This is a genomic window from Xylophilus ampelinus, assembly GCF_003217575.1.
Classification (GTDB): Bacteria; Pseudomonadota; Gammaproteobacteria; order Burkholderiales; family Burkholderiaceae_C; genus Xylophilus; species Xylophilus ampelinus.
Genome location: NZ_QJTC01000010.1, coordinates 1 through 24,649, shown reverse-complemented (window position 1 = coordinate 24,649; position 24,649 = coordinate 1). Strand labels below are relative to the sequence as shown.

Sequence of the window (24,649 nt, the reverse complement as noted above, 5' to 3'; positions counted from 1 at the left end):
TTGCCTATCTATCTCCGCGCCGGCTCGTACTATCTTCATACGCGCATCGGTTCGCGGCAGTTCAAGCGCTCTCTACGAACCTCAGACCCTGCCACAGCTAAACTGCGAGCCTTGGCACTCCTGCGAGCGATTGAGATGACTAAGCCCAAGCTCTCCGACTTTGACCTATCGGGGCCGCTGTCCCCCTATGAGTTGGACTTAGAGCGGGGTATTGCGAAAGCCACCGACTCAGACGACCACGCCCGAATGATGGAAGCGATGCAAGCGCTGCGCACAGTTCCACGCGCCGAAGCGCGAGCCGAGGGGGTGGGGTCGGTTGTTGTAGCTCCTGCCCGAGTGGCAGGGCTGACGCTCTCGGAGCTGTTGGATAAGTTCCTGCTACTGCGCAAGCTGCGCCCAGCATCTGTGCTTGCGATGCGAAATACAGTGAAGGAATTCGAGAAATTCTTGCAGAAGCGGCTGACAGTTAACGAGTTGATGCCAAGCGATGTCACACGCTATCAAGAGCACCTTGCAGAAGCTCGCGGCAACACTGCGCGCACGATTGACAGCAAGGTCGGCTATCTGCGCTCAGTGTTGAACCATGGAGTTACACAGGGTTATGTACACGGCAAGAACCCGGCCGAAGGCCGTAACCTGCTAACAAAGCGCCAAAAACGGGATGGCGGTTATGGCATCTTTGAGTCAGACGATATTGCGCTGCTGTTTAAAAGCGAGAGCTACAAGCGCGAGAGGCACCGCGATCCAGATTTTTACTACGCTTCTTTGCTTGGACTGATTACCGGCTGCCGTATCGGAGAAATTACAAGCCTCACTGCTTCGCAGTTTAAAACGACAGAAACCGGCAACCGGTTCATTGTTATACGAGACGCCAAGACTCAGGCCGGCAAGCGAGAAATACCGCTACCGGCGGTGGTGTTTTCGCAGCTGGGCCTGGGCAACTATCTTAAAGACAGGACGGAGGGTGTATTTAAGTACGCTTCAAGGGAGGGGAAAGGTACCGGAAATGCCGCAGGGCAGAAATTCTCACGGCTTTTGAAAGGCCTGCGAATTACGGGGCATAAGCTCTGCTTCCACTCTCTGCGTAAGTTTGCAAACGATTTCTATATGAAAGCCGGCGTTGAATATGAGCCGCGATGCCAAATGCTTGGGCACGAAATCGAGGCGGTAAACGTCGCGACGTATTCCAGAAAATATAACCTGGATGAATTGGCAAAGCTAGTCCATCCAGCACAGTTGAAGCTGTTAAAGCTCGCAGGGCTGGCAGAGTATAAATTGTAGAAAGATGGCCGCCGATAAAACAAAGCTCCGTCAGGATCTTTTTTTACGTGCGGAATAGATGGACAGCATCGAGTCGCCGAAGGCGTTAAAGCCCCGCAGGGCCGGCGCTTATGGAACGCAGTGTAATAAGCATAGTCGGTCCCTATGCTTAGACAACTACGCGGAATATTTATAATACAAAAACAACTACAGTAGGGCTTGCTATTCGCTCGATAATCAATATAATGATTATATGAGCTATCAATATATACACGAAGAATGCTACGCGCGAGAGGCTGGAAAAACTAAAACTGGAGGCCATAATGCGCAGTCGATTATGGACGAAGTTAATAGAAAGCAAGGGGCTTGCCCCCACGTTGCAGAGCCACAAAAACCGAAGCCAGTTTTTGGCATATCGCCAGACGAAGTCTTGGCGATGGCTACTGTATGGGGCAATAACTCAACCGATGAAATCGGTAGGAAATTGCGGAAAGATGCTCCCATTATCATAGCGGGGGTTTTCTCAGTCGATGATGAAATGCCCCAAGACCAGTGGAACCGATACAAGCAGGATACCGTGAGTTATCTTAAAGGCAAATACGGAGGCCGTTTGAAATCTGTTGTGGAACACACAGACGAGGCGTTCCGCCACTGCCATTATTATGTAGTGCCATTGGCTGGCGAGAAGTTTGATTCAATCCACTCGGGCAAGTCTCGAGCTAGGCAAGCGAAAATCGCAAAATTAAGTAAGGGCGAACAAAATGCTGCTTATGTAGACGGTATGAGAGCCTTTCAGGACGATTTTTTCTTAAAGGTAGGGTCTAGGTATGGTCAACTGCGTTTTGGGCCTAAAAGGGCCCGTATGACCCGTGCAGGCTGGGTCCAATCGAAAGCGAAAGCGAAAGCGAAAATCGATGCTATGGTCAAAGAGACCAGACAGAAGATTTACGATGAGGCCAGATTACAAGGGTATAACGATGGCCTAGCAGAAGGGATACAGAGTGCTACGAGTTTGGGCAATAAGCTAGGTGCCTTTGTGGCTACCGCTACAAAAAATGCAGTGAAGCAGTGGCATAAACCGACGATTGAGGCCTACACACAAGTGCAGAAAATCAAGACGACTGCAACTAAATACGTAGCTGGGGAGAGAAAAAAGGCTGTGGCACTGGTAGTTGAGGCCGATAACATTGCCAAAGGCCTAAGAGACGAATTAGAAAAAGAGAGAAGAATATCTCAGAGTTACGCAAAGGACAATGAGTTGCTAAGTCGTGAAATAAAAGAGATATTGCCGTATATTAACGAAAAACACAGGAGTTTACCCCTTGTTATAAACAATATAGACTCATATAGATGGAAATAAACCTTGACAGGCGCTTATTTTATGTTATTTCATAGTAATGAAAAACAACAGAAAAATAAATATTATAGTTTATGTCGTAGGTTATGCTGCGATGATTATGTGGGGTCTTTATTTGTGCTGGCTACTAAGGTAGCAGTTTTGCCGCCAAATAAAAAGATACCAGACAAATTACAACGCCTTCGATTAAAATAAATACATAAGCAAGTGGGCTAAGCTTTTCTTTGAAGTATTCTGCTATAAATACAGCAAAGATACCGATTATTGAGCCCGGAACAAGGACAAGTGCTGCATAAACAAATGAAGGGATCATAAAACTCCATTATTTTAAATTTAAAAAATCAGTCGTCTCCAAAATTTGGATTTTTTGGGCTGGCTGAAATCCACAAGCAAAACACCAATCGATGTACAGCAGTACATCCACGTAGCGCTCGCCTCTCTCAATCTTAGAGACATAGGATTGGTCCTGACCAAGTTTTTCGGCAAGCTGTGCCTGTGTCAGACCCGCACTCTTGCGAAGTTGCTTGATGTGTTGTCTTAATACAACGTAGCGTCTGTGATGGATGGACTCGACCATCTAACCACGCTATAGACCAATACGGAATAGGTCGAATTGACCTTTTTGTGTACGATTCGCATAGCAGGATGAGTGGTTCAGCCTGCACTACCTATACGAGGGTGCTATGGAAAGCAGTTTTACGAAGGGCTACGAGAGGACTGTGGCTGAAGATGGAACAATCACATTGAAGTACCGCACTTCAAGGTTTGGCGGGCCGTCCGCTGCACTGGGTCTTCTGATTGGCATGGGTCTGTTGCCTGCCACGATGATTGGTAGCGCTATGATCTCAATGATTCTTGGCAACAGTTTGAGTGGTGTGCCGTTCGTAGTGGGTATTGGAGTTTGGATTTGGATGTTGTTCATCCTTTACAAGGGAACATTCGAAATCAAAATCAAACCGTTGGTTGGAATTACCTTCGAAGGCAAAAAGTTACCGTTCAAGGATATTACCCATATCGGAACGTCCAATTTTGGGAATAGTGCTTTTGTGCTTGCAAATTCGCACGGCACAGAGATTGCAATTGGCAAGTATGTAACCATTGCACTTGCCGGTGCGGTAGCACAAGAAATTCGCGATGCTTCTGGTATGACATGGTCTTAAGACCCACCTAAATGACCATTTAGGAGGTCCCCAGGGAATAGAGGCACCTCGATATCATCTAGCTCCGATAATTGGTCTACGGATCTTTTGACAGGCTTTATTGCGATTTTGAGGTTGCTTGCCAATTCGTCGATGCGTTGTTGAAATATGTTAAACGCTTCCCGGTCATTTTCGATGGCTGAAACCACCGTTGCGAGTGTTGCAGTAGGGTCCAGAGTAATAATCAACTCACTCTTTGAATTCAAAGTTTTTGCAAGACCTGATTTTTCTAGACGTTTGAGAGAGCGTTGCAAATGTATAACTGCTTTGTCCTCATCAGTTGCGGCATTAACGATGCCTGCAAGTGTGGAGTAAGTTTGCTTCCTGTAAACTCCGTACACGTTATACTTGAAAGTGGCATTCTTTGCCAACACTAGATAAACCTTACGGTCATAATCAGTAATTTCGGCTTTTAGCAGCGCCGTCAGTGCTTTTGCACTTATATTTATAAATTCTGTTGTCATCCAAATCCCCAGGTGGTATGGAGATTGAGATAATCAATTTTTTGAAAATGTCAAATTTATTTTCGACGCCATTTATTTCTACTTCGTAGAAATGACTTGACCGTATTTCTATTATCATACAATAAGCGCTATTCCTTCGCGTAATACCAATTGTCATCAATGATGTATTCAACAATAGCGCGACCGGTACACAACCCCCTGGAAACCCGCGCCAACATTGAGTTTCACTGGTACCGCTTGACATCGTGAGATACACACAGAGGTACTCGAACCTCCGGAAAGCCGCGCCAGTGCTCGGTTTTGGTGGTACAAACAGAGGTACAGAACTTATAAGATGAAAATCAGGCTACTCTTGAAATATTTTGGCTGCACCACTTGACAAACTACTAATTATTTGTATTATGGGAATATGCTTAATTCCGTGGGTGGTATTATTGGATGTCAGGAGCAAGTAAAAGGCCTTCAACGGCCTTTTATCTTTTTTTATTCCTCTAATAAATTGCTGATCCTAATTGAACAACTCACTTAAAGGTTTGTATGGCGCAAAATAGCATGTCAGCAGCGGCAATTGAGCAGGATAGGGCCGCAGGAGGTGCGGAGCGGCGCTTATTACGTACACGCTCTGGGGAGATATTCACCGCGTCGCTTTACATTAGCGGGAAATCCGGAGATCGGCTTGTCCTTAGGTTCAAAACTGGTGGGTACACAGTTCAGCGGCCGATTGGCACAGTAGCCGCTCCAACTCGTTTTGAAACTCTCCGCTTAGGTTGGGCGAAAGTGCGGGAAGAAAGGATAGTTGAAAAAAATCACTGGGAGTGGGTGAGCTCCTAGAGATGGTCAATCGGCTTCATGATCAGGTATGTCCGCTGCATTGTTCATCCGTGCATTTGCCAACTGCTGTAATCGAGTTGCTTGTGCTAACAAAGTCCTTCTCAAGCCAAGTTGAACTTTGCGTTCGCTAATGACTTGTGCAAGTTTTGCCAAAGTTAATGCCCGTCTCGCAAGCCGCAAATCTGGGTGGTCCCGCAAGCGACTTACTTCTGCCGAAACTATTCGACCTCTAAAAGAATCGGGAAATGGAACTTGTATGTTGGTATACGGGGGGTCCTTTTCATTTAGCACAACACCAAACGCCGATTGAGATAAAAGCTCGTTGTACACGGCAGCTTCAAGCGCATTCAAATGCTGCACAGCTTGCACATTGCTTGAAGGCACTCTGTCAAATTGAGGAAGAGGCCAAACTTCAATTGTATGAACTTCAAAAGGGTCAAGTACATTCATCGCAACAGCGTCAGTCCGCTGATTCGTCAAATGACGCCTGATGCGGGTGCCAAGCGATTCCTTAGTTTGTCCGACATAAATTGGCTCGTTATCGTAGTCAAAAAATGCGTAAACGCCCCAAGTTATTCCGCCAATACGGCGCGTTTGTCCGTCTGGAAATGTCTGTGCGTAATTTAGGAATCGAGCAAGCTCTAAGCGAAGTGCCTCCGTTTCAAACGGCAACTGGGAGGTACGGACGTTTGGAGTTACACCATTAATGGCGTCTTCGCCAGGTGAGGTAAGTCCAAAAGTTGGATAAATGTTAAATCGGTTCAAGCCCGCTTCCTCTGTGTCAGCAACGACGTTCCGGCATTTGCACTTGAATTAGCAAGCAGAATAGGCGAAAGTATATGCTCTCGAATGTGCGTTACAACCGGGGCTACAACGCCATCACCAAGCAGATGGTATGTGTCGTTATAGCGTTCAGGAAGTTTGTAAGTTTCCGGGAGACCCATCAACCTTGCCATTTCACGAGGTGAAACAAGGCGTGTTCGGACATTTGGCCCATTCACAACCATAATAGTTTGGCGACTTGAGCCACCAGCAGGAGTGCGCAAGCAACCTGCAATACCATCGAATCTTACCTCAGCCCGCTGTACACTGTTCCTTGTGCGTTTGTAGATTGTTCCTACCTTAGTCTTTCCAGTCGCCTGCGCTTCGATAACTTTCCGTCTATTGACATCAGTCATCATGGCAATGAGGTTATCGGTCTCTTCGTTTGTGTGCCAGCGTACACCGGTGGGCTCACGCTCAATGATGTCGTCTAACGTCGCTACGTGCTGTGTGGGAAGCGCTGGATTCCACCATTTCCAAGCAGACTTCGCAGTTTTAGACAATCTGTTATATGCACGAATAACAGCATCAGGGTGCCATGCTGGTGATGGCAGTGCAGTATTAGTGCAGTTAGGCACTAATGCATCAGCTGCCACACAAACAATGAAGAGCCGAGGTCGTGATTGGGGTGCAAAGTAAACGGCATCTATGACTAGTGCACCAAACACATAGCCTTCGCGCACCACTGCCTTTGCAATTTGTTCAAAGTCTTTGCCATCATGCGAAGTCAAGGTGCCATAAACGTTTTCAAGAACTATGGACCTAGGCTTACGACCGTCTTTCTTCAAGGCTTGAATTAACTTCCAAAACCCCCAGAATGCGCTGCTGCGCTCCCCTTTGAGTCCTTGACCGTTACCAGCGAGAGAAAGGTCTTGACATGGGAAGGACCCCCAAGCCAGATCTGCTATACCGGGTAGATTGTCGACTGTCAAGTTGTAGACGTTGTCAACGGTCAGATGATCATCACCCCAATTAGAGCGATAAGACTCAGCCTTTTTTTCGCTAATGTCATTGGCAAACGTACAGGTCCAGCCTTCGCCTAGCCCAGCTCGCGCCATCCCTCCACCCGCGAAGAACTCGTAGAAAGTGCCACTCTGTGCCATGTTGGTGCCGTCGTCTAGTTGAGGGCTAGTTGCCATGTTGTTGCTAACTTTGTTGACTTCAAGAATCATAGCAAGACACCCCCAACCTTCCGATTGAGTCGTCGGAATTTGCTGACCGGTGTTGGGGGGTGTTCATATGATCCTCACGAGTTAGCGAATGTGGTAGCATTTACGGTAGCGAGATTTTTCGCTTGAACGCTTCCAAGCTGTTGATTTTTATGGATTTTTTGAGCGGGCGGACGTGTCCCGTCCACTCCGCCAAATTTCCACAAGGAAATCAAAAGGTCGCACCAGAAATGGTGGGGCCTTTTCGCTTTCGGCTTCGTTTCGACACTGCCGCCCGGTGCGGCTTCATGCCTGGGTGGGAAGCCTTTGATTCGAGCCGGCCCGTGGTGCCAGAACCGGAAGCCGCCCAGACGTGGCGTGAACTGCACATTTGCCTCTTCTGCTCCGCCGCATCGCCGGTGCATCCAGGACGCAGGCCTCCCGGCTCGGGTCTGCCCAGACCGCCGACGCCAGATCTTGCGCATGCGCGCCGAGAAGATTCGGAAGTACGTGGCGGAGTGCGGATGTGCGCCCCTGTCCGCACTGTGTGTCAGTGCCTGTGGCGAGCGGGACGCGTCGGCGGACCGGTCCAGGGACGGTGCGCGGTACGCCAGGACCTTGAGCGAACGTTCCTCCGACACGTCGGCGAATGCCGGCGGGTTGGCCAGACGCTCCACCAAGATCAGCAACGGCCGGGGTGGCGATTCTGGCCTACCGGTCGCGGCTAGCGCGTGTTATGCACTTTGACACACCTTCGGGAAAGCCGGGCAGAGGCCCGGCTGCCGCGTTGCAGTCCGCTTGCGGTATCCATACCGCGACGTGTCCTGCGCATTGCCGCCGGGCCTCTGCCCGGCTTTCGCGGGTACGTCGACGGGCATAACACGCTCTAGGACATTTCGTCCTGCTGCGCGGGGCCGCAGGGGGGACGGCAGTCGCCATAATGCGGGCCATGCACCTGCTGCGCACTTCCTCGTCACTGGCCCGACTGGCTCTGGCATGGTTCGTGTTGACCCTGTGCGTAGCGGGCGCATCGCCGATCGTCCATCCGGTCGCGATGGAGATCGTCTGCTCTGCCAGGGGCAGCGTGAAGCTCGTCGTGAGCAGCGACGACGGCAGCACCGCAGCGCCCGGGCAGCACACGCTCGATTGTTCGCTGTGCTTCGCCGCCACCGTGCCTTTCGCAGATGTCGGCGAGGTGCCGGAACCGGGCCGGCCGCTCGCCCGCGCGCTGCAGCGGATCACGGCCGCGTACATCGCTGAGCTGGTCGGCGCGCCACTGCCGGCGCGCGGGCCACCCGCGCGCGCCTAGTAGCGCCCGCCGCCGTGCGGGTCGCACGGCCGAACCCGGCACAGGCGCCCGTCTTCGACAGCAGGCTCCGTCATACCGTTTCGGCACCGCAGCCGCAGCCGCAGCCGCAGCCGCAGCCGCAGTCGCAGTCGCAGTCGCAGTCGCAGTGCAGTGCAGTGCAGTGCAGTGCAGTGCAGTGCAGTGCAGTGTGGAGGGACTTGTCCACAACACCGTCGGGCGTGCGTTTGCCCAACCGGGTTCGGCCGCCAGTTCCGTGGTCCGAGGCTGCGCAAGCCAGCGCTTCCTCCGACCTTCTTTCCAGGCCCCGGCGTGTGTCGGCGGCTCACCGCCGGCCATCATGCATTCGACCCCCTTGAACTTGCAGCTATTCGCACTCGCACCGGGCCCGTGCCTTTCGTGCGCGGCTGGAATCGCCACTGCGGCCCATGCGCAGTCCGCCCCGGACGCTGCCCTCGCGGCGGTCGTCGTCTCCGATACGGCCCCGCGCGCCGACGGACTGCTCGACCTCGACGCGCCGAGCGACACCGGCAGCGGCGTGCGCCTTACGCCGCGCGAGACGCCGGCGGCGGTCATGGTCGTCGACCGCGTCCCGATCGACGCGCGGGGCGCCCAGGACACTCGGAAGATCCTGCGCGCCATCCCCCGCGTCACCGTGCGCCACGTGCCGGGCAGAATCGGCGTGCACTACCGTGGTTTCAACGGCGGCGCGATCGGCCGGATGTTCACGGGCATCTACCTGCTGTCTTCGATCGCGGCGGTCACGGTGTACGACATTGTCCGCAATACCGCGGACATCGTATCGCGCCAGGCCTTCTGAGCGGCGGGGCATCCGATGCGCATCCACGCCAAACGCTGGCTGTTCCTGGTCCACCGCTGGGTGGGCGTCGTCGCCTGCGCGTTCTTCGCGATGTGGTTCGTCTCGGGCATGGTAATGATGTACGTGGGCTATCCCAAGCTCACCGAGGCGGAGCGACTGGCGCATCTGCCGTCGCTCGACGTTGCCTCGCCGGTGCTCCCGCCCTTGCAGGCGCTGCGGGCCGCGGGCATCGGCGAGCCGATCAAGGAACTGCGGCTGGCGCAGGCCAGCGGCGGGCGTGCCGTGTATCTGGCGACGCCGCTGCAGCCTGCCATCGCGGCGCGCGGCATGTCGGCTGCACGCGGCGCTGGCGTGGTTGTCGTCGATGCCCTGACCGGCGAACGACTGCCGGCGGTGGATGCTCCGCGCGCTTTGGCCGCCGCGGCCGCTTATGCCGGGCCGGGCGTCGGCCTCCGGTACGAGGGCACGATCGACGAAGATTCCTTCACCCATTCGCGCGACCTCGATGCCCACCGGCCGCTGCACCGAGTGCAGTTGACCGATGCCGACGCGACACTGCTCTACATCTCCGGCGAGACCGGCGAGGTGGTGTGCGATGCGCCGCGGGCCGAGCGGCTCTGGAACTACGTCGGCACCTGGATCCACTGGATGTATCCGCTGCGCGGCAATATCTTCGACGGCTACTGGGCGGCGATCGTCGAGGGTATGTCGATCATCGGCATCGTCACGGCGCTCACCGGTGCCGCCGTCGGTTTGCTGCGGTGGCGCTTTCGGCATCCATACCGCAACGGTGCCCGCTCGCCCTACCAGGGCCGGGTGATGCGCTGGCACCATATGGCCGGCCTGCTGTTCGCGCTGACGACGATCACATGGATCTTCAGCGGACTGATGTCGATGAATCCTTGGAAGATCTTCGACAGCGGCGGGCCGCCGCTGCGCACCGAGGTGCTGCAGGGCGGCGCGTTGTCGTGGTCGGCCGAGGATGCGACGCCGCAGGCGCTGCTGGCGGCGACCGGCGCAGGCGTACGCGAGTTGCGCTGGGTGCGCATCCTGGGCCGCACCACTGCGCTGGCCCAGCGCGCCCAGGGCCGGCCGGCGCTGTTCGACCCGGCCACCGCGAAGCCGCGCTTGCTCGATGCGGAGACGGTCCGTGCTGCCGCATCGCATCTCATGCGAGCCCCGGTAGCGCACATAGACCGGCTCGACGCCTATGACCTCTACTACTACAGCCGCGAAGCGCACACCATGACCGGCGGCACCGACAAGCCGCTGCCGGTCCTGCGCGTGGTGTTCGCCGACACGCATGCGACCTGGGTCCATGTCGATCCCCACACCGGCACGGTGCTGGGCCGCACCGACGGCCACCGGCGCACCAGCCGCTGGCTGTTCGCGATGCTGCACAGCTGGGACTGGTTGCCGCTGCTGAACCGACGACCGCTGTGGGACATCGTTCTGCTCGCGCTGAGCCTGGGCGGTGCGGCGCTCAGCCTGACCGCCGTCGCCATAGGCTGGCGCCGGCTGGGCCGGAAGCTGCGCGCCCTCCGATTCCCCACCGTGTGCCCGCCACCATGAACCCCGTGCCACTGGCGCCTGCACCGGCGGGCCGCTCGGGTGCCGGGCACGCTGCCCGAGGGCGGCAGCCCAGCCTGGGCCATCCGCCGGCTGCACAGCCTCAAGTACTTCGGCCCGGGCGCGCGCCGCGGCTGCCCCCTGGGCCGAGCATGTTCTTTTCTTCGCTCCGCACCATGCATGCCCTCCTGACCCATCCGCTTCTTCGCCTGTCCTGCTTCGGAACGACGGCCCTGGTCGGTGCTGTCGCCGGGGCGCAGCCGTCCGCCAGCCTGCCGACTACTACGGTGACCGACCGGGACACGCCCCGGCTCAAGCAGCCCGTATCGACCGGCTCGCGCCTCGACCTCACGCCCATGCAGACGCCGGCCAGCGTGGACGTGATCGACCGCTCGCAGCTGGAGGCGCGGGGCGACGCTGCACTGGTGGACGCGGTCACCCGCTCCGCAGGCATCGCCAGCCTGGCACATCCCGGCAACAGCGGCAGCTCGCTGTCGGCCCGAGGTTTCACCGACACCACCTCGGTGATGCGGCTCTACGACGGCACGCGGCAGTACGGCGGCATGGGCGTGAGCTTTCCTTTCGATACCTGGTCGATAGACCGCATCGAGGTGCTGCGCGGACCGGCGTCGGTCGTCCATGGCGACGGCGCGATCGGCGGCGTGGTGAACGTGGTGCCGAAGAAGCCCGGCCGCGGCCCGGTCCGCCACGAGGTCGAGAGCACAGCGGGCAGCCGGGGCCAGCGGGCTCTGGCCTTCGGCAGCGGCGGCGCGGTCGACGACCGGCTCGCCTACCGCTTCGACATCCGCTCCGCCCGCTCCGACGGCTGGGTGGACCGGGGCGAATCGCGCACCCTGGCATTTTCCGGCGCAGTCCGGCTCGATGTCTCGCCCGACCTGCAACTGAGCCTGAGCCATGCGCAGGGCCGGCAGCGGCCGGCACGCTATTTCGGCACGCCCCTTGTCGACGGGGTGCAGCTTGCGGCCCTGCGCAGGGCCAACTACAACGTGGCCGACAGCCGGATCGACTTCCACGACCGCTGGACCGAGCTGGCGGCCCAGTGGTCGCCCGGCGGCGGCGTCGTGCTGCGCAGCAAGCTCTACCGGATCGACAGCGACCGGTACTGGCGCAATGCCGAGATCTACGTCTACAACCCGGCCATTCGCCAGGTCGACCGCTCAGGCAATACCGAGATCGCCCACGACCAGTCGCAGACCGGCAGCACCACCGACGCGAGCTTTGCCGGCACGGTTTTCGGTCTGAGCCACCAGCTGTCGGTGGGGTTCGACCTCAACCGAAGCGGCTTGCGGCACAGCAACAACACCTATGCCGGAAGTTCGGGACCGGTCGATGTCTTCGATCCGGCGCCGGGGCGCTATGCGAGCACTGTGCCGTTCCTGCCGCGCTACCGCAACACCGCCGACCAGTACGCGATGTTCGCCGAAGACCGGCTGGAGCTGGGCGGACGCTGGTCCCTGGTGGGAGGCACGCGCTTCGACCACGCCGAGGTCGCGCGCCGCGACCTGGTCGTCGACCGGCAAGCCTTCGACCGGCGCTATGCCCACATCGGCTGGCGTGTCGGCACCGTCTACCAGCCGCGGCCCGCGCTGTCTGTCTATGCCCAGTACGCCCAGGCCGCCGACCCGGTGGACGGCATGCTGATGCTGTCGCCGGCCAACAGCGCTTTCGACGTCTCCACCGGCCGGCAGTTCGAGGTCGGCCTCAAGCAGGCGTTCCGCGATCGCCGGGGCGACTGGACGCTGGCGGCCTACACGATCACCAAGAACCGTTTGTTGACGCGCGACCCTGCCGATCCGGCCCTGGGGCTGCAAGTCGGCCAGCGGTCGTCGAAGGGCATCGAGAGCACCGTGTCGGTCGCGCTGTCGACCGCCGTGCAGCTCGATGCCAACCTGGCGGTGCTCAAGGCGCGCTATGACGATTTCGCCGAAGCCGTGGGCGGCGTGGCCGTGTCGCGCGACGGCAAGGTGCCGACCGATGTGCCGCAACGCCTGGCCAATGTCTGGATCGGGTGGAGGCTTCGGCCGGACTGGACGGTGTCCGGCGGGGTGCGGCACGTGGGCAAGCGCTATGCGGACAATGCCAACACGCTCGTGCTGCCCGCCTATTCGACCACCGATTTCGCGCTGCAGTGGCGTGCCACGCCCGCTACCGTCCTGTCCCTGCGGGGGTTCAACTTGTTCGACAAGCGCTACTTCACGACGTCCTACTACACCACCACCCAGTGGTTCGTCGGCGAGGGCCGCCGGGTGGAGCTGACCTTGAACCACCGGTTCTGACGTCCGGACAGCCCGCGGCCACCCGCACTGTCGGGCTGCTTCAACGCGCGGCCAGCACCGACCAGCCCGGTGCCGGGCGCGGCACACCGGGCGTCGCCGTCCCCCAGGAACTTGCGTTCGATTTCTAGCGCCATGGTGCGGATGCGCCGGCGATGCGCTGGGGATGCGCTCAGGGCGCGTCCGAGCCCTTGAGTTCTTCGACCGGTTCGTTGTCGAGCACAGCATGCATCCGCTGCTCGTCGAGTTCGTCGGTCCACTTGGCGACGACGAGCGTGGCGACGCCGTTGCCGATCAGGTTGGTGAGCGCCCGCGCCTCCGACATGAAACGGTCGATGCCCAGGATCAGCGCCAGGCCGGCCACCGGAACGTGGCCCACGGCCGACAGCGTCGCGGCCAGTACGATGAAGCCGCTGCCGGTGACGCCCGCCGCCCCCTTGGAGGTGAGCAGCAGCACGGCCAGCAGCGTGATCTCCTGCACCAGGGTCATGTCGGTGTTGGTGGCCTGGGCGATGAAGACCGCCGCCATCGTCAGGTAGATCGACGTGCCGTCGAGGTTGAACGAGTAGCCGGTGGGGATCACCAGGCCCACGCAGGTCTTCTTGGCGCCGAGTCGCTCCATCTTCTCCATCATCCGCGGCAGCACCGATTCGGACGACGAGGTGCCCAGCACGACCAGCAGCTCTTCCTTGATGTATTTGATGAACTTCCAGATGCTGAAGCCGTGCAAGCGCGCGATCGTTCCCAGCACGCCGAAAATGAACAGCAGGCAGGTGAGGTAGAACACCGCCATCAGGTAGCCCAGCGACAACAGCGAACCGACACCGTACTTGCCGATGGTGAAGGCCATCGCGCCGAATGCCCCGATCGGCGCCAGCTTCATGATGTAGTTGACGATCGCGAAGAGCACGTGCGAGCCCCTCTCGATCACGTCGAACACCAGCGTGCCGCGGCCGCCGAAACGGTGCAGCGCGAAGCCGAACAGCACTGCCAGCAACAGCACCTGTAGGATCTCGCCCTTGGCGAACGCGTCGACGAAGGTGTTGGGGATGATGTTGAGCAGGAAATCGACCGTGCCCTGCATCTTGCCGGGGCCGGTGTAGGCGGCGATCGCCTTGGTATCGAGCGTCGACGGGTCGACGTTCATGCCGGCGCCCGGTTTGAACAGGTTGACCAGCACCAGGCCTACGATCAGCGCGATGGTGCTCACCACCTCGAAATACAGCAGCGCCAGGCCGCCGGTCTTGCCGACCTTCTTCATGTCCTCCATGCCGGCGATGCCGATCACCACCGTGCAGAAGATGATCGGCGCGATGATCATCCTGATCAGCTTGACGAACCCGTCGCCGAGCGGCTTCATCGATTCGCCGACCTGCGGATAGAAGTGCCCGAGCAGTACGCCGATCATCACCGCGGTGATGACCTGCAGGTAGAGCGAACGATAGAAGGGTTTCTTGGCGGCCGGGGATGGCACAGTGATCATGGAGAACTCCGGAAAAGACGGCAGCGCTGGCGCTCGTGCGAGGTGTGGCGACAACCGGCAGACAGGCACGCCGCCGCCTTGGTGGTGGTTGGCATGCAAACCGTAATGTAGTCGCCCGGCGCGGCGGCTGCCTGTAGGGAGATGGATCGTCCGACCGCGGTTCCCGCCGCGCGTCGCTAAAATCGCGCTCCCGCGCAGGTGTCCCGCCTGCGCGGTTTTCTGTTTCCGGGGCCATGTAGAGGACCACCATGTACAAAAACCTCCTGGCCGCGCTCGCGGCCGCCTCGACTTTTTCCGCCGTGTCCCCCGCCCGTGCGGCGCCCGACGGGCCGCCCGCCGCAGCCCCACCCGTCAAGGCCGCCTTCGTGTACGTGACCCCCGTCACCGCCGCGGGCTGGGTGCGCCAGCACGAGGACGCGCGGCGGGCGGTGCAGCGCGCGCTCGGCAGCCGTGTGCAGACCAGCTTCGTCGAGGACGTGGCCGAGGGCGCCGACGCCGAACGGGTGATCCGCGACTTGGCGCGGCAGGGCAACCGCATCGTCTTCACCCCCAGCTTCGGCTACATGGAGCCGACCCTGAAGGTGGCGCGCGACTTCCCGGACGTGAAGTTCGAATCGATCACCGGCTACAAGCAGGCGCCCAACGTGGCGACCGCCAACGCCCGCTACTACGAAGGCCGCTACCTGGCCGGCATCGCCGCCGGAAGGATGAGCAGGACGCACATCGCCGGTTACGTGGCGGGCTTCCCGATCCCCGAGGTGCTGCAGGGCATCAACGCCTTCACCCTCGGCATGCGCTCGGTCGACCCGAAGGCCCAGGTCCGGGTGGTGTGGCTCGACGCCTGGTTCGATCCGCCGAAAGAGCGCGACGCCGCCATGGCCCTGTTCGACCAGCGGGCCGACGTCGTGGCCTTCCACACCGGCTCCACCGCCGTCATGGCCGCCGCGCAGGAACGGGGCAAGTGGGCCGTCGCCTACCACTCCGACATGCGGAGCGTCGCGCCCGATGCGCAGATCGTCGCCGTCACTCACCAGTGGGGCGACTACTACACCCGCCGGGTGCAGGCGGTGATCGACGGCACCTGGACTTCGGGCAAGCTCTGGGGCGGCGTGAAAGAGGGCATGGTCCGCGTCGGCGATTTCGGCCGCAAGGTACCCCGACCTGTGCAGGACGAGGTCCTGGCCCGCCAGAAGGACATCGCCGCCGGCACTCTGCAGCCCTTCCGCGCCGACGCCGACATCCGCGACAACACCGGCACGGTGGTGATCGCCCAGGGCACGCAGCTGTCGGACGAGCAGATATTGAAGATGAACTGGCTGGTCGAGGGCGTTCAGGGGAGGGTGAGGCGCTGAGGCGCCGACCGCACTGCGCCGGCCGCATACGGCCTATCTGCAGCCGCGTATGAACGCGGTCCGCCATTTGCTTAGAGTTCTTTCCATGACCCACGCCTACCGCGCCGCCATTCTCCGTTTCGCCGACGACCGTTCCGCCCTCTACGAGGAAGACGGGCTGCTGGTCGTGGGCCCCGACGCCGCAGGCCGGCAGGTGGTGCTGGCGGCCGGTTACTACGGCGCAGTGGCGCCGCGGTATCCGCAGGTGCCGGTGGAGCACCTGCCGGGCCGCATCCTGGCGCCGGGCTTCGTGGACATGCACATCCACTATCCGCAGACCGACATCGTCGGCGCGCCGGCCGAGGGGCTGCTGCCCTGGCTGGAGACCTACACCTTCCCGCACGAATCGCGTTTCGACGATTCCGCCTTCGCGGCCGAGGTGGCCTGTTTCTTCGCCGACGAACTGCTGCGTAACGGCGTGACCACCGCACTGACCTTCGCCACCTCGCATCCGCAGTCGGTCGATGCGCTGTTCGCCGAGGCGCAGCGCCGGCAGATGCGGCTGATCACCGGCAAGGTGCTGCAGGACCGCCATTCGCCCGACGGCGTGCGCGACCGAACCGAGCAGAGCCTGCAGGACACCGAGTCGCTGATCCGCAAGTGGCACGGCGTCGACCGGCTGGGCTATGCGATCACGCCGCGTTTCGCGCCCACCAGCACCGAGGCGCAGCTGCGCGGCGCGGGCGACCTCGCGGGGCAGTATGCCGACACCTGGATCCAGTCGCACGTGGCCGAGAACCTGGGGGAGATCGCCTGGGCGCGGGAGCTGTTTCCGGCGTCGCGCAGCTACCTGGCGGTCTACGACGATTTCGGCCTGATGCGCGAGCGCGCCGTCTACGCCCACTGCATCCACTTCGACGACGACGACCGCGCCCTGATGCGCGACCGCCGCACCGTCGCCGCGGTCAGCCCGACCAGCAACCTGTTCCTGGGCAGCGGCTTCTTCGACTACGCGGGCGCCGACCGTGTCGGCTTCGGCTACGGGCTGGCCAGCGACGTGGGCGGCGGCACCAGCTTCAGCCCGTTCGCCACGATGCTGGCCGCCTACTATGTCGGCCGCGAGGGCCGGACCAAGCCGGGCCTGAGCCTGTCGCCGCAACAGCTGTGGTGGCAACACACCGCCGGCGCGGCGCGGGCATTGGGCCTGGGCGACGTGATCGGAAGCCTGCAGCCGGGCACCGAGGCCGACTTCGTGGTGCTGAACCCGAGAGCCACGCCGCTGCTGGCCCGCCGCACCGGCCAGGCACAGAGCCTCGACGAGCTGCTCTTCGCGATGATCGTGCTGGGCGACGACCGGCTGGTCGAACGTACGGTGGTATCGCAGGCGCTGACGCCTGATTTCAGGTAAAAAGTGGCTGTAGCCGGCGTTCCATAACGACTTCTAGCTATAGGAAAATGAGCAATAGCCGATAAAACCGCCGCGAGCGACGGTGCGACAATCGTCGGCTTTGCTTCCTCTGCCGAAGGCCCGTTTTCCATGACCATCAAAAGCGACAAGTGGATCCGCCGCATGGCCGAGCAGCACGGCATGATCGAGCCGTTCGAACCGGCCCAGGTGCGCCAGGACGCCGACAAGAAGATCATCAGCTACGGCACCAGCAGCTACGGCTACGACATCCGCTGCGCCCCCGACTTCAAAGTATTCACCAACATTCACAGCACGGTGGTGGACCCGAAGAACTTCGACGAGAAGAGCTTCGTCGATATGCATGGCGACTACTGCATCATCCCGCCCAACAGCTTCGCGCTTGCGCGCACCGTCGAGTACTTCCGCATCCCGCGCAACGTGCTGACGATATGCCTCGGCAAGAGCACCTATGCCCGCTGCGGGATCATCGTGAACGTCACCCCGTTCGAGCCCGAATGGGAAGGCTACGTGACGCTCGAGTTCTCCAACACTACGCCGCTGCCGGCCAAGATCTACGCCGGCGAGGGCTGCGCCCAGGTGCTGTTCTTCGAGAGCGACGAGGTCTGCGAGACCAGCTACAAGGACCGGGGCGGCAAGTACCAGGGCCAGCACGGCGTGACCCTACCGCGTGCGTAGAGCCTGTCATGCACTTTGCGTGCCTGCGAAAGTCGGCCTTTCCCCGCGGGTTTCCAATGGACCGCTGCGGTCGCTCGGCAGCCGACGACTCTTACGTCGCCCGGATTCCCAGGCCCTACGCCCGATCCGGCCCGCGCCTGACGCTATCGGATTTGTCCTACAAAGCGATACGAAATCTGCCCAGGGTGCAAGTTGCGTAACAAAATAGCATCAGGGCTTCCCGTCAGGAGGCCACCGTGTCCCCATACAAACAAATCATCCAGCTTGTCGACGCACCGCTCGCCATCGTAGTGGGCTCGGTCGGCGCGGTGTTGATCGCCATCCAGCTCGGCGCGGTCGGCATGGTGGCCCAGGCCCAAGTCGACAGGGCCCACGAGCGCGCCATCCGTCATCATTACCGGCACATCGCCGTGGCGCGATGCATGGGCGCAACCGGTGTCGGCGGCCAATCCGGATGCGTCGCCGGACAGATGGAACTGTCTTATGCGGTGAACGACACGCATGTCACCGCGATCGCGGTGACGTCGGTGGTCGATGGCAATGCGCTGGTCGCGGGCGACTCCGGCATGGTGCCCGTCGGCTATGCCTATAGCCCCTGAGATACCGGCGTTTCTCGGAGGCGGCACGATGCGGAACGACGACCTGCCGGTCGGCGTTCCGCATGGAGGGGCTAACGGATCAACGGCTTTTGGCGAACGCGATCAGGTCGGCGTTGAGCCGGTCCTTGTGGGTGACGAACAGGCCGTGCGGTGCACCGTCGTAGAGCTTGTATTCGGCGGCGGGCAGCGCCTTGGCGGCTTGGTCGGCGCTGGCTTTCGGCGGTACGGTTTCGTCGTCGGTTCCGTGGATGATCAGAGTCGGCACTGTGATCTTCGCCAAGTCGGCTCGGAAATCGGTCTCGCTGAAGACACGCACGCAATCGACGGTGGCCTTGGGCGAAGCGGGCAGCGCCAGGCTCTGCGCCCATTCCAAGGTGGCGGAACCGACCGGGTGGCTCAGAAGTCCCACGCCGAAGAACTTCTTGCCGAAGCCTTCCAGAAAGCCCGGGCGGTCATCCTTCAAGCCGTCGGCCATCTGGTCGAACACGCTCTTGTCGACGCCCGTGTCGTTGTCGGCCGTCTTCAACAGGTAGGGCGTGACCGCGCTCACCAGCGCCACCGCGCCCACACGGCTCTGCCCATGGCGGCCGATGTAGCGGGCCACTTCGCCGCCGCCCATCGAGAAGCCGACCAGCACCGCGTCCTTCACGTCGAGGTGTTCCAGCAGGGCGTGCAGGTCGTCGGCGAAGGTATCGTAGTCGTAGCCGCTCCACGGCTTGGACGATTCGCCGAATCCGCGCCGGTCGTAGGCGATGATCCGCAGGCCGTGGCGCGGTAGCTCAGCCAGCTGGTACTCCCACGACTTGTGCGACAGCGGCCATCCGTGGATCAGCACGACCGGCCGGCCCTGGCCCAGATCGACATAGTGCAGGTCGACGTTTTCTCCGGCCTGGCCCGTAATGCTCAATGTGCTCATTTGAACCTTTCTGGTAAGAGGGACGATGCAGCCGAAGGCGGCGCATTTGCCTGTCATTTTGCGATCGGCGCCGCAGCCCGGGTGTGGGTTGCGGCCGACGCCATCGGTAGTCCTGCCGCTTTAGGTGACGCGGCCGGCGGCCGGGCAATTGCTACGGTTGGCAACCCCGGCGGGCCGTGGTGGTGGCCGCCGCTACCATCGGCGCTTCGCCGGGTTCCGACTTCCGGCGCAGGAGCAATGCAATGCGCTGGGAAGGCAACGAACAATCCGACAATGTCGAAGACCGGCGCAGCGAGGGCGGCGGTGGGGGAGGCGGCTTCGGCATCGGCGGGCGCAGCATCGGCATCGGCACGGTCGCCGTCGCCCTGATCGGCGGCTGGGTGTTGGGCATCAACCCGCTCACCATGCTGAGTCTGCTCAGCGGCGGATCGCCTGCGCCGCAGGCCCGGCACCAGGGGCCTGCCCACGTGCCTCCCGCCGACGACCAGCAGGCGGCCTTCGTCTCGACCGTTCTGCGCAATACCGAAGAGGTCTGGGGCCGGATATTCCGCGAGCAGGGCGGCCACTACCAGCCGGCGCGGCTGGTACTGTTCCGTGGCGCCACCCCTACCGCCTGCGGCACCGGCCACTCCGCGATGGGGCCGTTCTACTGCCCCGGCGACAAGAAGGTCTACATCGACCTGGGCTTCTACGACACGCTCAAGAACCAGCTCGGCGCGCCTGGCGAGTTCGCCCAGGCCTATGTCATCGCCCACGAGATCGGCCACCACGTGCAGGACGAGCTGGGTATCACCGCCAAGGTTGATGCGCTGCGCGGCCGCCAGAGCCAGTCGCAGAACAACGCGACCAGCGTTCGGGTGGAGTTGCAGGCCGATTGCTTCGCCGGCGTGTGGGCGCAGCGCTCGCAGCAGTCCAAACAGTGGCTCGACCCCGGCGACATCGCCGCCGCGATGAACGCGGCCGAGAAGATCGGTGACGACACCTTGCAGCGCTCGGCCGGCCGCGCGGTGGTGCCCGACAGTTTCACCCACGGCTCCAGCGCCCAGCGCCAGCGCTGGTTCAACACCGGCTACCAAAGCGGCGACATGAAGACCTGCGATACCTTCAACACGCGCAATCTGTAATCGAATATTCCTCTAGCCGTTGCCAGTCAGCGACTTGTAGCTATTAAATTTATAGCAATTGCCGTATGCTGGCGGGGCCTGACAGCCGTCCTGACGCGCGTCGGCACAGCAGTGCGACAATAGAAGGCTTCATGACGACCTCTTTCTCCCAACTCGCGCTGGACGAACCCCTCGCCCGCGCAGTAGCCGAAATGGGCTACGAATCCATGACGCCGATCCAGGCAGAGGCCATTCCGGTGGTGCTCCAGGGTCGCGACGTGATGGGCGCCGCCCAGACGGGCACCGGCAAGACGGCGGCTTTCTCGCTGCCCCTGCTGCAGCGGATGCTGAAGCACCAGAACGCCTCGACCTCGCCTGCGCGGCATCCGGTGCGGGCGCTGGTGCTGCTGCCGACACGCGAGCTGGCCGACCAAGTCGCCCAGCAGGTCAAGCTCTATGCCAAATACACCCACCTGCGCAGCGCGGTGGTGTTCGGCGGCATGGACATGAAGCCGCAGACGCTGGAGCTGAAAAAGGGCGTCGAGGTGCTGGTCGCCACGCCGGGCCGGCTGCTCGACCATATCGAGGCCAAGACCGCGGTACTGAACCAGGTCGAGTACGTGGTGCTCGACGAGGCCGACCGCATGCTCGACATCGGTTTCCTGCCCGACCTGCAGCGCATCCTGTCGTTCTTGCCCAAGCAACGCACCACGCTGCTCTTTTCGGCCACCTTCTCGCCCGAGATCAAGCGGCTGGCCAGCAGCTACCTGCAGGATCCGGTCACGATCGAGGTGGCGCGCTCCAATGCCACCGCCTCGACCGTCGAGCAGCATTTCTTCAGTGTGCGCGACGACGACAAGCGCCGTGCCCTGCAGCAGATACTGCGACAGCGCGGCATCAAGCAGGCTTTCGTCTTCGTCAACAGCAAGCTCGGCTGTGCCCGGCTGGCACGCTCCCTGGAGCGCGAAGGCCTCAAAACGGCCGCGCTGCACGGCGACAAGAGCCAGGACGAGCGTCTGAAGGCCCTCGACGCATTCAAGAAGGGCGAAGTCGACCTGCTGGTCTGCACCGACGTGGCCGCGCGCGGCCTCGACATCAAGGACGTGCCGGCGGTCTTCAACTTCGACATCCCGTTCAACGCGGAAGACTATGTACACCGCATCGGCCGTACCGGCCGTGCCGGCGCGTCGGGTCTGGCGGTCACCTTCGTAGGCAGCGGCCCCAACGATGGCCGCCTGGCGGCCGACATCGAAAAGCTGATCAACACCAGGTTCGAGATCGAGCCGGTGGAGTTCGAGGACGACATGCCGCGCGGCCGTATCAACGACGGCCGCCGTTTGTACCGCAGCGAGCCGGGTGTGGAAGGGGCCGAAGACCTGGTCGGCGGCGTGGTGCCGCCCGTGCCCCGCAATGGCCTGCGCGATGTGCGCGAGCCCCGCGAATCGCGCGAGGCCCGGGCCCTGCGGGCGGATCGCGAGCAGCGCTACTTCCGCGCGCCGTCGACCCCGCGCGATGCCTTCTTCGAAAAGCCGTACGAGCCTTCGGCGCGCGAAGAAACGCCTCCCTGGGAAGCCAGCGTACGCCCGGCGCGCAGCATCTCGGCCAACATCAAGCCCAAACGCAAGGTGGCGGCGCTGTTCAAGGCGGTGCAAGCGCAACTCGAGCCTCAGCCGGCGCCGGCGCCTGAGACGTCGGAGTCCTGAGGCGCGGACGTCCTGTCCGGACGAAGAAAACGGCCTGCGGGCCGTTTTCTTGTATGGGAGCGATCCGCCGAAATGGCGTGGTCGGTGCGATGCTCGCCGGTTCAGCCCGGCACCTGCGCCTGTTCGCACTCCACCTCGATGCGTTCGTGCTCGGCCGCGATCGCGCCCAGCCGCACCGCCGTCAGGCAGCCGCCCCAGACGCAGCCGGTGTCGAGCGACAGCAGACCGGGCCGGTCGATCCAGCCCAGCGTCGACCAGTGGCCGAAGGCGACCGTCTGGTCCGCCGTGCGCCGGCCGGGCAGGTCGAACCACGGCAGCAGCCCCTCGGGTGCCCTGGCCGCGCCTTCCTTCGCCTCGAAATCCATCCGGCCGTCCGGATGGCAGAAGCGCAGCCGGGTCAATGCATTGACGATCACTCGCAGGCGCGCGATGCCTCGCAGTTCGTCGCCCCACGCATCGGGTGTGTTGCCGAAGACCTGGGAGAGAAAGCCGCGCAGGTCGGCGCCTCGCAGCTGTGCCTCGACCTCGGCGGCGAGCGCCATCGTGTCCGGTGCGCTCCACTGCGGCAGCACGCCCGCATGCACCAGCAAGAAGTCCTGCGCGCCCTGCTGCAGCCGGCAGGCCAGCGGCTGGTGCCGCAGCCAGTCGAGCAACGCGGCGCGGTCGGGTGCGGTCAGGAGGTTGTCCAGCGTGTCGCCCCGGTGCGCCTTGCGCACGCCCTCGGCCACCGCCAGCAGGTGCAGGTCGTGGTTGCCCAGCAGGCAACGGATCGCGTCGCCGCCCGCCATCGCGCGACGCACCACCGCAGCGGACGCGGGTCCGCGGTTGACCAGATCGCCCAGCAGATAGAGCGTGTCGCGGCTGGGCGAGAAACCTATTTCCCGCATCAAGGTACCCAACGCCGCGTCGCAACCCTGTATATCGCCTATCAAGAAAACTGCCATGCGCCTTTTAGCCTGGTCATGAGGTGTTGAAACCCGGCGTTTTTCTCCGAATCTTTCTTCATCTCAAGGATCGTTAGCTCGCGTTCAAGCACACCAAAGTCAAGGTTTTTGACAGTTGCCAGCGCGAGTGCTTGCGACCTAGTCGGCAGACGATTTGCACTCCGCCATTCGCTTATGCGGGAGGAGGGCACTCCGTGTTCTGCAAGCCGGCGGCGATCCTCTGCGGTGAGGTTTTCCAGCACATCGAAATACATGTTGCACGCCCTTTACGAAAATGGTAAATTACAGATTACCGGATACGTAATCCGGAATTTGTCTTACGTAATTGGTAGGTGCATTATGCAACTCGATCTGCTGACTAACAACACCGGGAACGAAAAGCGCAAGGGCCGTCCGGCTATCCATGCCGACGCTGCGGCCCGCAAGCGCGCTCACCGGGCCACGGTCTCGCGGATCGACTACTCGGACGACGCGGCCCACGTCGCCAAGATGCAGGAAATCGCTGACCAGCTCGGTTGCAGCTTGGCAGAGCTCATGCGCTCCATGACCCGCGTTGCACTCACCAATCGCAACTGGAAGCAAGTCGGGCTGTACGGCTCCAAGGGTCACTGACCTATGGCCTGCAATCTTCATCAGCCGCGGGAGTTCCTGCCCCGGTTCATCCGGTTTTCCCGCTCAAGCTCTTTCCTCCGCTTCCGCTTAATTTCTCGCCAGAGCATGGCAATGGTCGCGATGCTGACCACAGCAATGATGGCTAGTAGCCAAGTAGTCAGCATTGAAAAAATCGGGCCAAACGGGTCCATTGCTGAATCTCCTGAGTTGTTTTGGATGGTGGGGCAGCTGGTCGCTGTTGCTGCTCTGCTGGGCTTCGCCATTGTCATCGCTGCCCTGCTTGTGTTTCAGCTCTACATCGCCCCGTTGCTGCGGAGTGACAAGTGATGGCACTGCACCTCATCACTGGCCAATCCGGCGCCGGCATGCTGGATTTCGCCATCGGTCGTCCCGATGGCGCCTACCGTGCGCGGCAACGTAGTGCCGTCCCCTCGCTGTCCGCCGATCACCAGCGCGCCAGCAGCCCGGCAAGCCGTCCGGCCCACTCGCGTGGCCTGACCGCATCAAGCCATCAACCGTCCCCCGCGCCTCAAGACGGTATCCCTGGAGTCCTCGCATGACCCCCGCAGAAAAGCATGCCCTAAAGGCCCGCGCACGTGCGCTTCTGTCCGCTCCTGTGCCGGACTCAGTGCGCCTGGGATCGGCCGTCAGGGCTGCCCAATACCGTGACGACGCCGCCGTCATCGCGACCTATGTGCTTCGTGGCGTCAATGCAGAAAAAGCGCTGCTTGCCGTGCTGCGCATGGAGGGTTATCAGCCGACGGCCGCTGCGGCGGGAGGGTCC

25 protein-coding genes are annotated in these 24,649 nt (G+C 61.1%); 16 read left to right on the top strand and 9 right to left on the bottom strand.

Translation table 11 applies throughout. From position 1 onward, the window contains the following. Window positions 1-135: 135 nt before the first annotated feature. The gene (locus DFQ15_RS08140) at window positions 136-1,281 is read left to right on the top strand and encodes a phage integrase SAM-like domain-containing protein (protein WP_158529026.1); all 1,146 of its coding nucleotides are present in this window, start codon (window positions 136-138) and stop codon (window positions 1,279-1,281) included. 232 nt (window positions 1,282-1,513) lie between these two features. Continuing rightward, on the top strand, window positions 1,514-2,620 hold the full coding sequence (locus DFQ15_RS17070) for a hypothetical protein (protein WP_146228686.1): 1,107 nt from the start codon (window positions 1,514-1,516) through the stop codon (window positions 2,618-2,620). Window positions 2,621-2,744: 124 nt separating this feature from the next. Here the strand turns inward: DFQ15_RS17070 and DFQ15_RS17065 are convergent, their stop codons facing one another. After that, on the bottom strand, window positions 2,745-2,930 hold the full coding sequence (locus tag DFQ15_RS17065; protein WP_146228685.1) for a hypothetical protein: 186 nt from the start codon (window positions 2,928-2,930) through the stop codon (window positions 2,745-2,747). A gap of 9 nt (window positions 2,931-2,939) precedes the next feature. Continuing rightward, complete coding sequence (locus tag DFQ15_RS08135; protein WP_110465506.1) at window positions 2,940-3,194, bottom strand: helix-turn-helix domain-containing protein; 255 nt, start codon at window positions 3,192-3,194, stop codon at window positions 2,940-2,942. A gap of 106 nt (window positions 3,195-3,300) precedes the next feature. On the opposite strand from DFQ15_RS08135, the gene DFQ15_RS17060 reads away from it, so the two are divergent. Then, the gene (locus DFQ15_RS17060) at window positions 3,301-3,777 is read left to right on the top strand and encodes a hypothetical protein (RefSeq protein ID WP_146228684.1); all 477 of its coding nucleotides are present in this window, start codon (window positions 3,301-3,303) and stop codon (window positions 3,775-3,777) included. On the opposite strand, the gene DFQ15_RS17055 is transcribed toward DFQ15_RS17060, so the two are convergent. From DFQ15_RS17055 to DFQ15_RS08125, 3 genes are all read right to left on the bottom strand, one after another. After that, window positions 3,774-4,280, bottom strand: coding sequence for a hypothetical protein (locus DFQ15_RS17055; RefSeq protein WP_146228683.1), 507 nt, complete (start codon window positions 4,278-4,280; stop codon window positions 3,774-3,776). The genes DFQ15_RS17060 and DFQ15_RS17055 overlap by 4 nt on opposite strands. Before the next feature lie 837 nt (window positions 4,281-5,117). Continuing rightward, the gene (locus DFQ15_RS08130; RefSeq protein WP_199399841.1) at window positions 5,118-5,876 is read right to left on the bottom strand and encodes a GIY-YIG nuclease family protein; all 759 of its coding nucleotides are present in this window, start codon (window positions 5,874-5,876) and stop codon (window positions 5,118-5,120) included. Then, window positions 5,873-7,105 carry a DNA cytosine methyltransferase gene (locus tag DFQ15_RS08125; protein ID WP_233504350.1) on the bottom strand — a complete coding sequence of 411 codons (1,233 nt, stop codon included), beginning with the start codon at window positions 7,103-7,105 and terminating at the stop codon, window positions 5,873-5,875. The genes DFQ15_RS08130 and DFQ15_RS08125 overlap by 4 nt, the downstream gene beginning before the upstream one ends. Window positions 7,106-8,030: 925 nt before the next feature. Here DFQ15_RS08125 and DFQ15_RS08115 point away from each other — a divergent pair. The 4 genes from DFQ15_RS08115 to DFQ15_RS08095 all read left to right on the top strand — a co-directional run bounded on the left by DFQ15_RS08115 (window position 8,031) and on the right by DFQ15_RS08095 (window position 13,073). After that, window positions 8,031-8,390, top strand: a complete 360-nt coding sequence (locus tag DFQ15_RS08115; RefSeq protein ID WP_110465582.1) for a DUF2946 domain-containing protein — start codon at window positions 8,031-8,033, stop codon at window positions 8,388-8,390. A 337-nt stretch (window positions 8,391-8,727) separates the two neighbouring features. Next, window positions 8,728-9,207: a TonB-dependent receptor plug domain-containing protein gene (locus tag DFQ15_RS08105; RefSeq protein ID WP_146228682.1), complete on the top strand. Its 480-nt coding sequence runs from the start codon at window positions 8,728-8,730 to the stop codon at window positions 9,205-9,207. A gap of 15 nt (window positions 9,208-9,222) precedes the next feature. Next, complete coding sequence (locus DFQ15_RS08100) at window positions 9,223-10,779, top strand: PepSY domain-containing protein (protein WP_110465502.1); 1,557 nt, start codon at window positions 9,223-9,225, stop codon at window positions 10,777-10,779. A gap of 173 nt (window positions 10,780-10,952) precedes the next feature. After that, on the top strand, window positions 10,953-13,073 hold the full coding sequence (locus DFQ15_RS08095; RefSeq protein ID WP_374941016.1) for a TonB-dependent receptor: 2,121 nt from the start codon (window positions 10,953-10,955) through the stop codon (window positions 13,071-13,073). Between the two features lie 169 nt (window positions 13,074-13,242). Here the strand turns inward: DFQ15_RS08095 and DFQ15_RS08090 are convergent, their stop codons facing one another. Continuing rightward, a complete protein-coding gene (locus DFQ15_RS08090; protein WP_110465500.1) occupies window positions 13,243-14,553 on the bottom strand; it encodes a dicarboxylate/amino acid:cation symporter in 1,311 nt (436 codons plus the stop codon). Between the two features lie 248 nt (window positions 14,554-14,801). Here DFQ15_RS08090 and DFQ15_RS08085 point away from each other — a divergent pair, with 248 nt between their 5' ends. The 4 genes from DFQ15_RS08085 to DFQ15_RS08070 all read left to right on the top strand — a co-directional run bounded on the left by DFQ15_RS08085 (window position 14,802) and on the right by DFQ15_RS08070 (window position 18,587). Beyond that, window positions 14,802-15,905: a BMP family ABC transporter substrate-binding protein gene (locus tag DFQ15_RS08085; RefSeq protein WP_110465499.1), complete on the top strand. Its 1,104-nt coding sequence runs from the start codon at window positions 14,802-14,804 to the stop codon at window positions 15,903-15,905. Window positions 15,906-15,990: 85 nt separating this feature from the next. Then, the gene (gene guaD / locus DFQ15_RS08080; protein ID WP_110465498.1) at window positions 15,991-17,292 is read left to right on the top strand and encodes a guanine deaminase; all 1,302 of its coding nucleotides are present in this window, start codon (window positions 15,991-15,993) and stop codon (window positions 17,290-17,292) included. A gap of 129 nt (window positions 17,293-17,421) precedes the next feature. Beyond that, on the top strand, window positions 17,422-17,988 hold the full coding sequence (gene dcd / locus DFQ15_RS08075; protein WP_110465497.1) for a dCTP deaminase: 567 nt from the start codon (window positions 17,422-17,424) through the stop codon (window positions 17,986-17,988). A gap of 236 nt (window positions 17,989-18,224) precedes the next feature. Continuing rightward, the gene (locus tag DFQ15_RS08070) at window positions 18,225-18,587 is read left to right on the top strand and encodes a hypothetical protein (RefSeq protein WP_146228681.1); all 363 of its coding nucleotides are present in this window, start codon (window positions 18,225-18,227) and stop codon (window positions 18,585-18,587) included. A gap of 79 nt (window positions 18,588-18,666) precedes the next feature. Here the strand turns inward: DFQ15_RS08070 and DFQ15_RS08065 are convergent, their stop codons facing one another. After that, the gene (locus DFQ15_RS08065) at window positions 18,667-19,503 is read right to left on the bottom strand and encodes an alpha/beta fold hydrolase (protein WP_110465495.1); all 837 of its coding nucleotides are present in this window, start codon (window positions 19,501-19,503) and stop codon (window positions 18,667-18,669) included. A 242-nt stretch (window positions 19,504-19,745) separates the two neighbouring features. Between DFQ15_RS08065 and ypfJ the strand changes: the two genes are divergently transcribed. Next, window positions 19,746-20,627 carry a KPN_02809 family neutral zinc metallopeptidase gene (gene ypfJ / locus DFQ15_RS08060; protein ID WP_110465494.1) on the top strand — a complete coding sequence of 294 codons (882 nt, stop codon included), beginning with the start codon at window positions 19,746-19,748 and terminating at the stop codon, window positions 20,625-20,627. A 131-nt stretch (window positions 20,628-20,758) separates the two neighbouring features. Further along, window positions 20,759-22,309, top strand: a complete 1,551-nt coding sequence (locus DFQ15_RS08055) for a DEAD/DEAH box helicase (RefSeq protein ID WP_110465493.1) — start codon at window positions 20,759-20,761, stop codon at window positions 22,307-22,309. Window positions 22,310-22,410: 101 nt separating this feature from the next. Here DFQ15_RS08055 and DFQ15_RS08050 read toward each other — a convergent pair whose 3' ends face one another. Further along, window positions 22,411-23,253 carry a symmetrical bis(5'-nucleosyl)-tetraphosphatase gene (locus DFQ15_RS08050; RefSeq protein ID WP_110465492.1) on the bottom strand — a complete coding sequence of 281 codons (843 nt, stop codon included), beginning with the start codon at window positions 23,251-23,253 and terminating at the stop codon, window positions 22,411-22,413. Next, window positions 23,238-23,507 (bottom strand): hypothetical protein, encoded by a 270-nt coding sequence (locus DFQ15_RS17050; RefSeq protein ID WP_146228680.1) that lies wholly within the window; start codon window positions 23,505-23,507, stop codon window positions 23,238-23,240. Before DFQ15_RS17050 ends, DFQ15_RS08050 begins: the two co-directional genes overlap by 16 nt. An 85-nt stretch (window positions 23,508-23,592) precedes the next feature. On the opposite strand from DFQ15_RS17050, the gene DFQ15_RS08045 reads away from it, so the two are divergent. The 3 genes from DFQ15_RS08045 to DFQ15_RS17045 all read left to right on the top strand — a co-directional run. After that, complete coding sequence (locus DFQ15_RS08045; protein ID WP_110465491.1) at window positions 23,593-23,865, top strand: hypothetical protein; 273 nt, start codon at window positions 23,593-23,595, stop codon at window positions 23,863-23,865. Window positions 23,866-23,868: 3 nt separating this feature from the next. Beyond that, window positions 23,869-24,192: a hypothetical protein gene (locus DFQ15_RS08040; RefSeq protein ID WP_110465490.1), complete on the top strand. Its 324-nt coding sequence runs from the start codon at window positions 23,869-23,871 to the stop codon at window positions 24,190-24,192. A gap of 229 nt (window positions 24,193-24,421) precedes the next feature. Then, window positions 24,422-24,649: hypothetical protein (locus DFQ15_RS17045; RefSeq protein WP_146228679.1), on the top strand; the 228-nt coding region annotated here is incomplete at its 3' end.

Bases quoted from the DNA above. Each gene is read 5' to 3' on its own strand.
- DFQ15_RS08125 (WP_233504350.1), bottom strand. From the start codon at position 7,105: ATGATTCTTGAAGTCAACAAAGTTAGCAACAACATGGCAACTAGCCCT.
- DFQ15_RS08050 (WP_110465492.1), bottom strand. From the start codon at position 23,253: ATGGCAGTTTTCTTGATAGGCGATATACAGGGTTGCGACGCGGCGTTG.
- DFQ15_RS17070 (WP_146228686.1), top strand. From the start codon at position 1,514: ATGAGCTATCAATATATACACGAAGAATGCTACGCGCGAGAGGCTGGA.
- DFQ15_RS17055 (WP_146228683.1), bottom strand. From the start codon at position 4,280: ATGACAACAGAATTTATAAATATAAGTGCAAAAGCACTGACGGCGCTG.
- DFQ15_RS08140 (WP_158529026.1), top strand. From the start codon at position 136: ATGACTAAGCCCAAGCTCTCCGACTTTGACCTATCGGGGCCGCTGTCC.
- ypfJ (WP_110465494.1), top strand. From the start codon at position 19,746: ATGCGCTGGGAAGGCAACGAACAATCCGACAATGTCGAAGACCGGCGC.
- DFQ15_RS08065 (WP_110465495.1), bottom strand. From the start codon at position 19,503: ATGAGCACATTGAGCATTACGGGCCAGGCCGGAGAAAACGTCGACCTG.
- guaD (WP_110465498.1), top strand. From the start codon at position 15,991: ATGACCCACGCCTACCGCGCCGCCATTCTCCGTTTCGCCGACGACCGT.
- dcd (WP_110465497.1), top strand. From the start codon at position 17,422: ATGACCATCAAAAGCGACAAGTGGATCCGCCGCATGGCCGAGCAGCAC.
- DFQ15_RS08055 (WP_110465493.1), top strand. From the start codon at position 20,759: ATGACGACCTCTTTCTCCCAACTCGCGCTGGACGAACCCCTCGCCCGC.
- DFQ15_RS08135 (WP_110465506.1), bottom strand. From the start codon at position 3,194: ATGGTCGAGTCCATCCATCACAGACGCTACGTTGTATTAAGACAACAC.
- DFQ15_RS17050 (WP_146228680.1), bottom strand. From the start codon at position 23,507: ATGTATTTCGATGTGCTGGAAAACCTCACCGCAGAGGATCGCCGCCGG.
- DFQ15_RS08040 (WP_110465490.1), top strand. From the start codon at position 23,869: ATGGCCTGCAATCTTCATCAGCCGCGGGAGTTCCTGCCCCGGTTCATC.
- DFQ15_RS17065 (WP_146228685.1), bottom strand. From the start codon at position 2,930: ATGATCCCTTCATTTGTTTATGCAGCACTTGTCCTTGTTCCGGGCTCA.
- DFQ15_RS08085 (WP_110465499.1), top strand. From the start codon at position 14,802: ATGTACAAAAACCTCCTGGCCGCGCTCGCGGCCGCCTCGACTTTTTCC.
- DFQ15_RS08090 (WP_110465500.1), bottom strand. From the start codon at position 14,553: ATGATCACTGTGCCATCCCCGGCCGCCAAGAAACCCTTCTATCGTTCG.
- DFQ15_RS17060 (WP_146228684.1), top strand. From the start codon at position 3,301: ATGGAAAGCAGTTTTACGAAGGGCTACGAGAGGACTGTGGCTGAAGAT.
- DFQ15_RS08095 (WP_374941016.1), top strand. From the start codon at position 10,953: ATGCATGCCCTCCTGACCCATCCGCTTCTTCGCCTGTCCTGCTTCGGA.
- DFQ15_RS08045 (WP_110465491.1), top strand. From the start codon at position 23,593: ATGCAACTCGATCTGCTGACTAACAACACCGGGAACGAAAAGCGCAAG.
- DFQ15_RS08100 (WP_110465502.1), top strand. From the start codon at position 9,223: ATGCGCATCCACGCCAAACGCTGGCTGTTCCTGGTCCACCGCTGGGTG.
- DFQ15_RS08115 (WP_110465582.1), top strand. From the start codon at position 8,031: ATGCACCTGCTGCGCACTTCCTCGTCACTGGCCCGACTGGCTCTGGCA.
- DFQ15_RS08105 (WP_146228682.1), top strand. From the start codon at position 8,728: ATGCATTCGACCCCCTTGAACTTGCAGCTATTCGCACTCGCACCGGGC.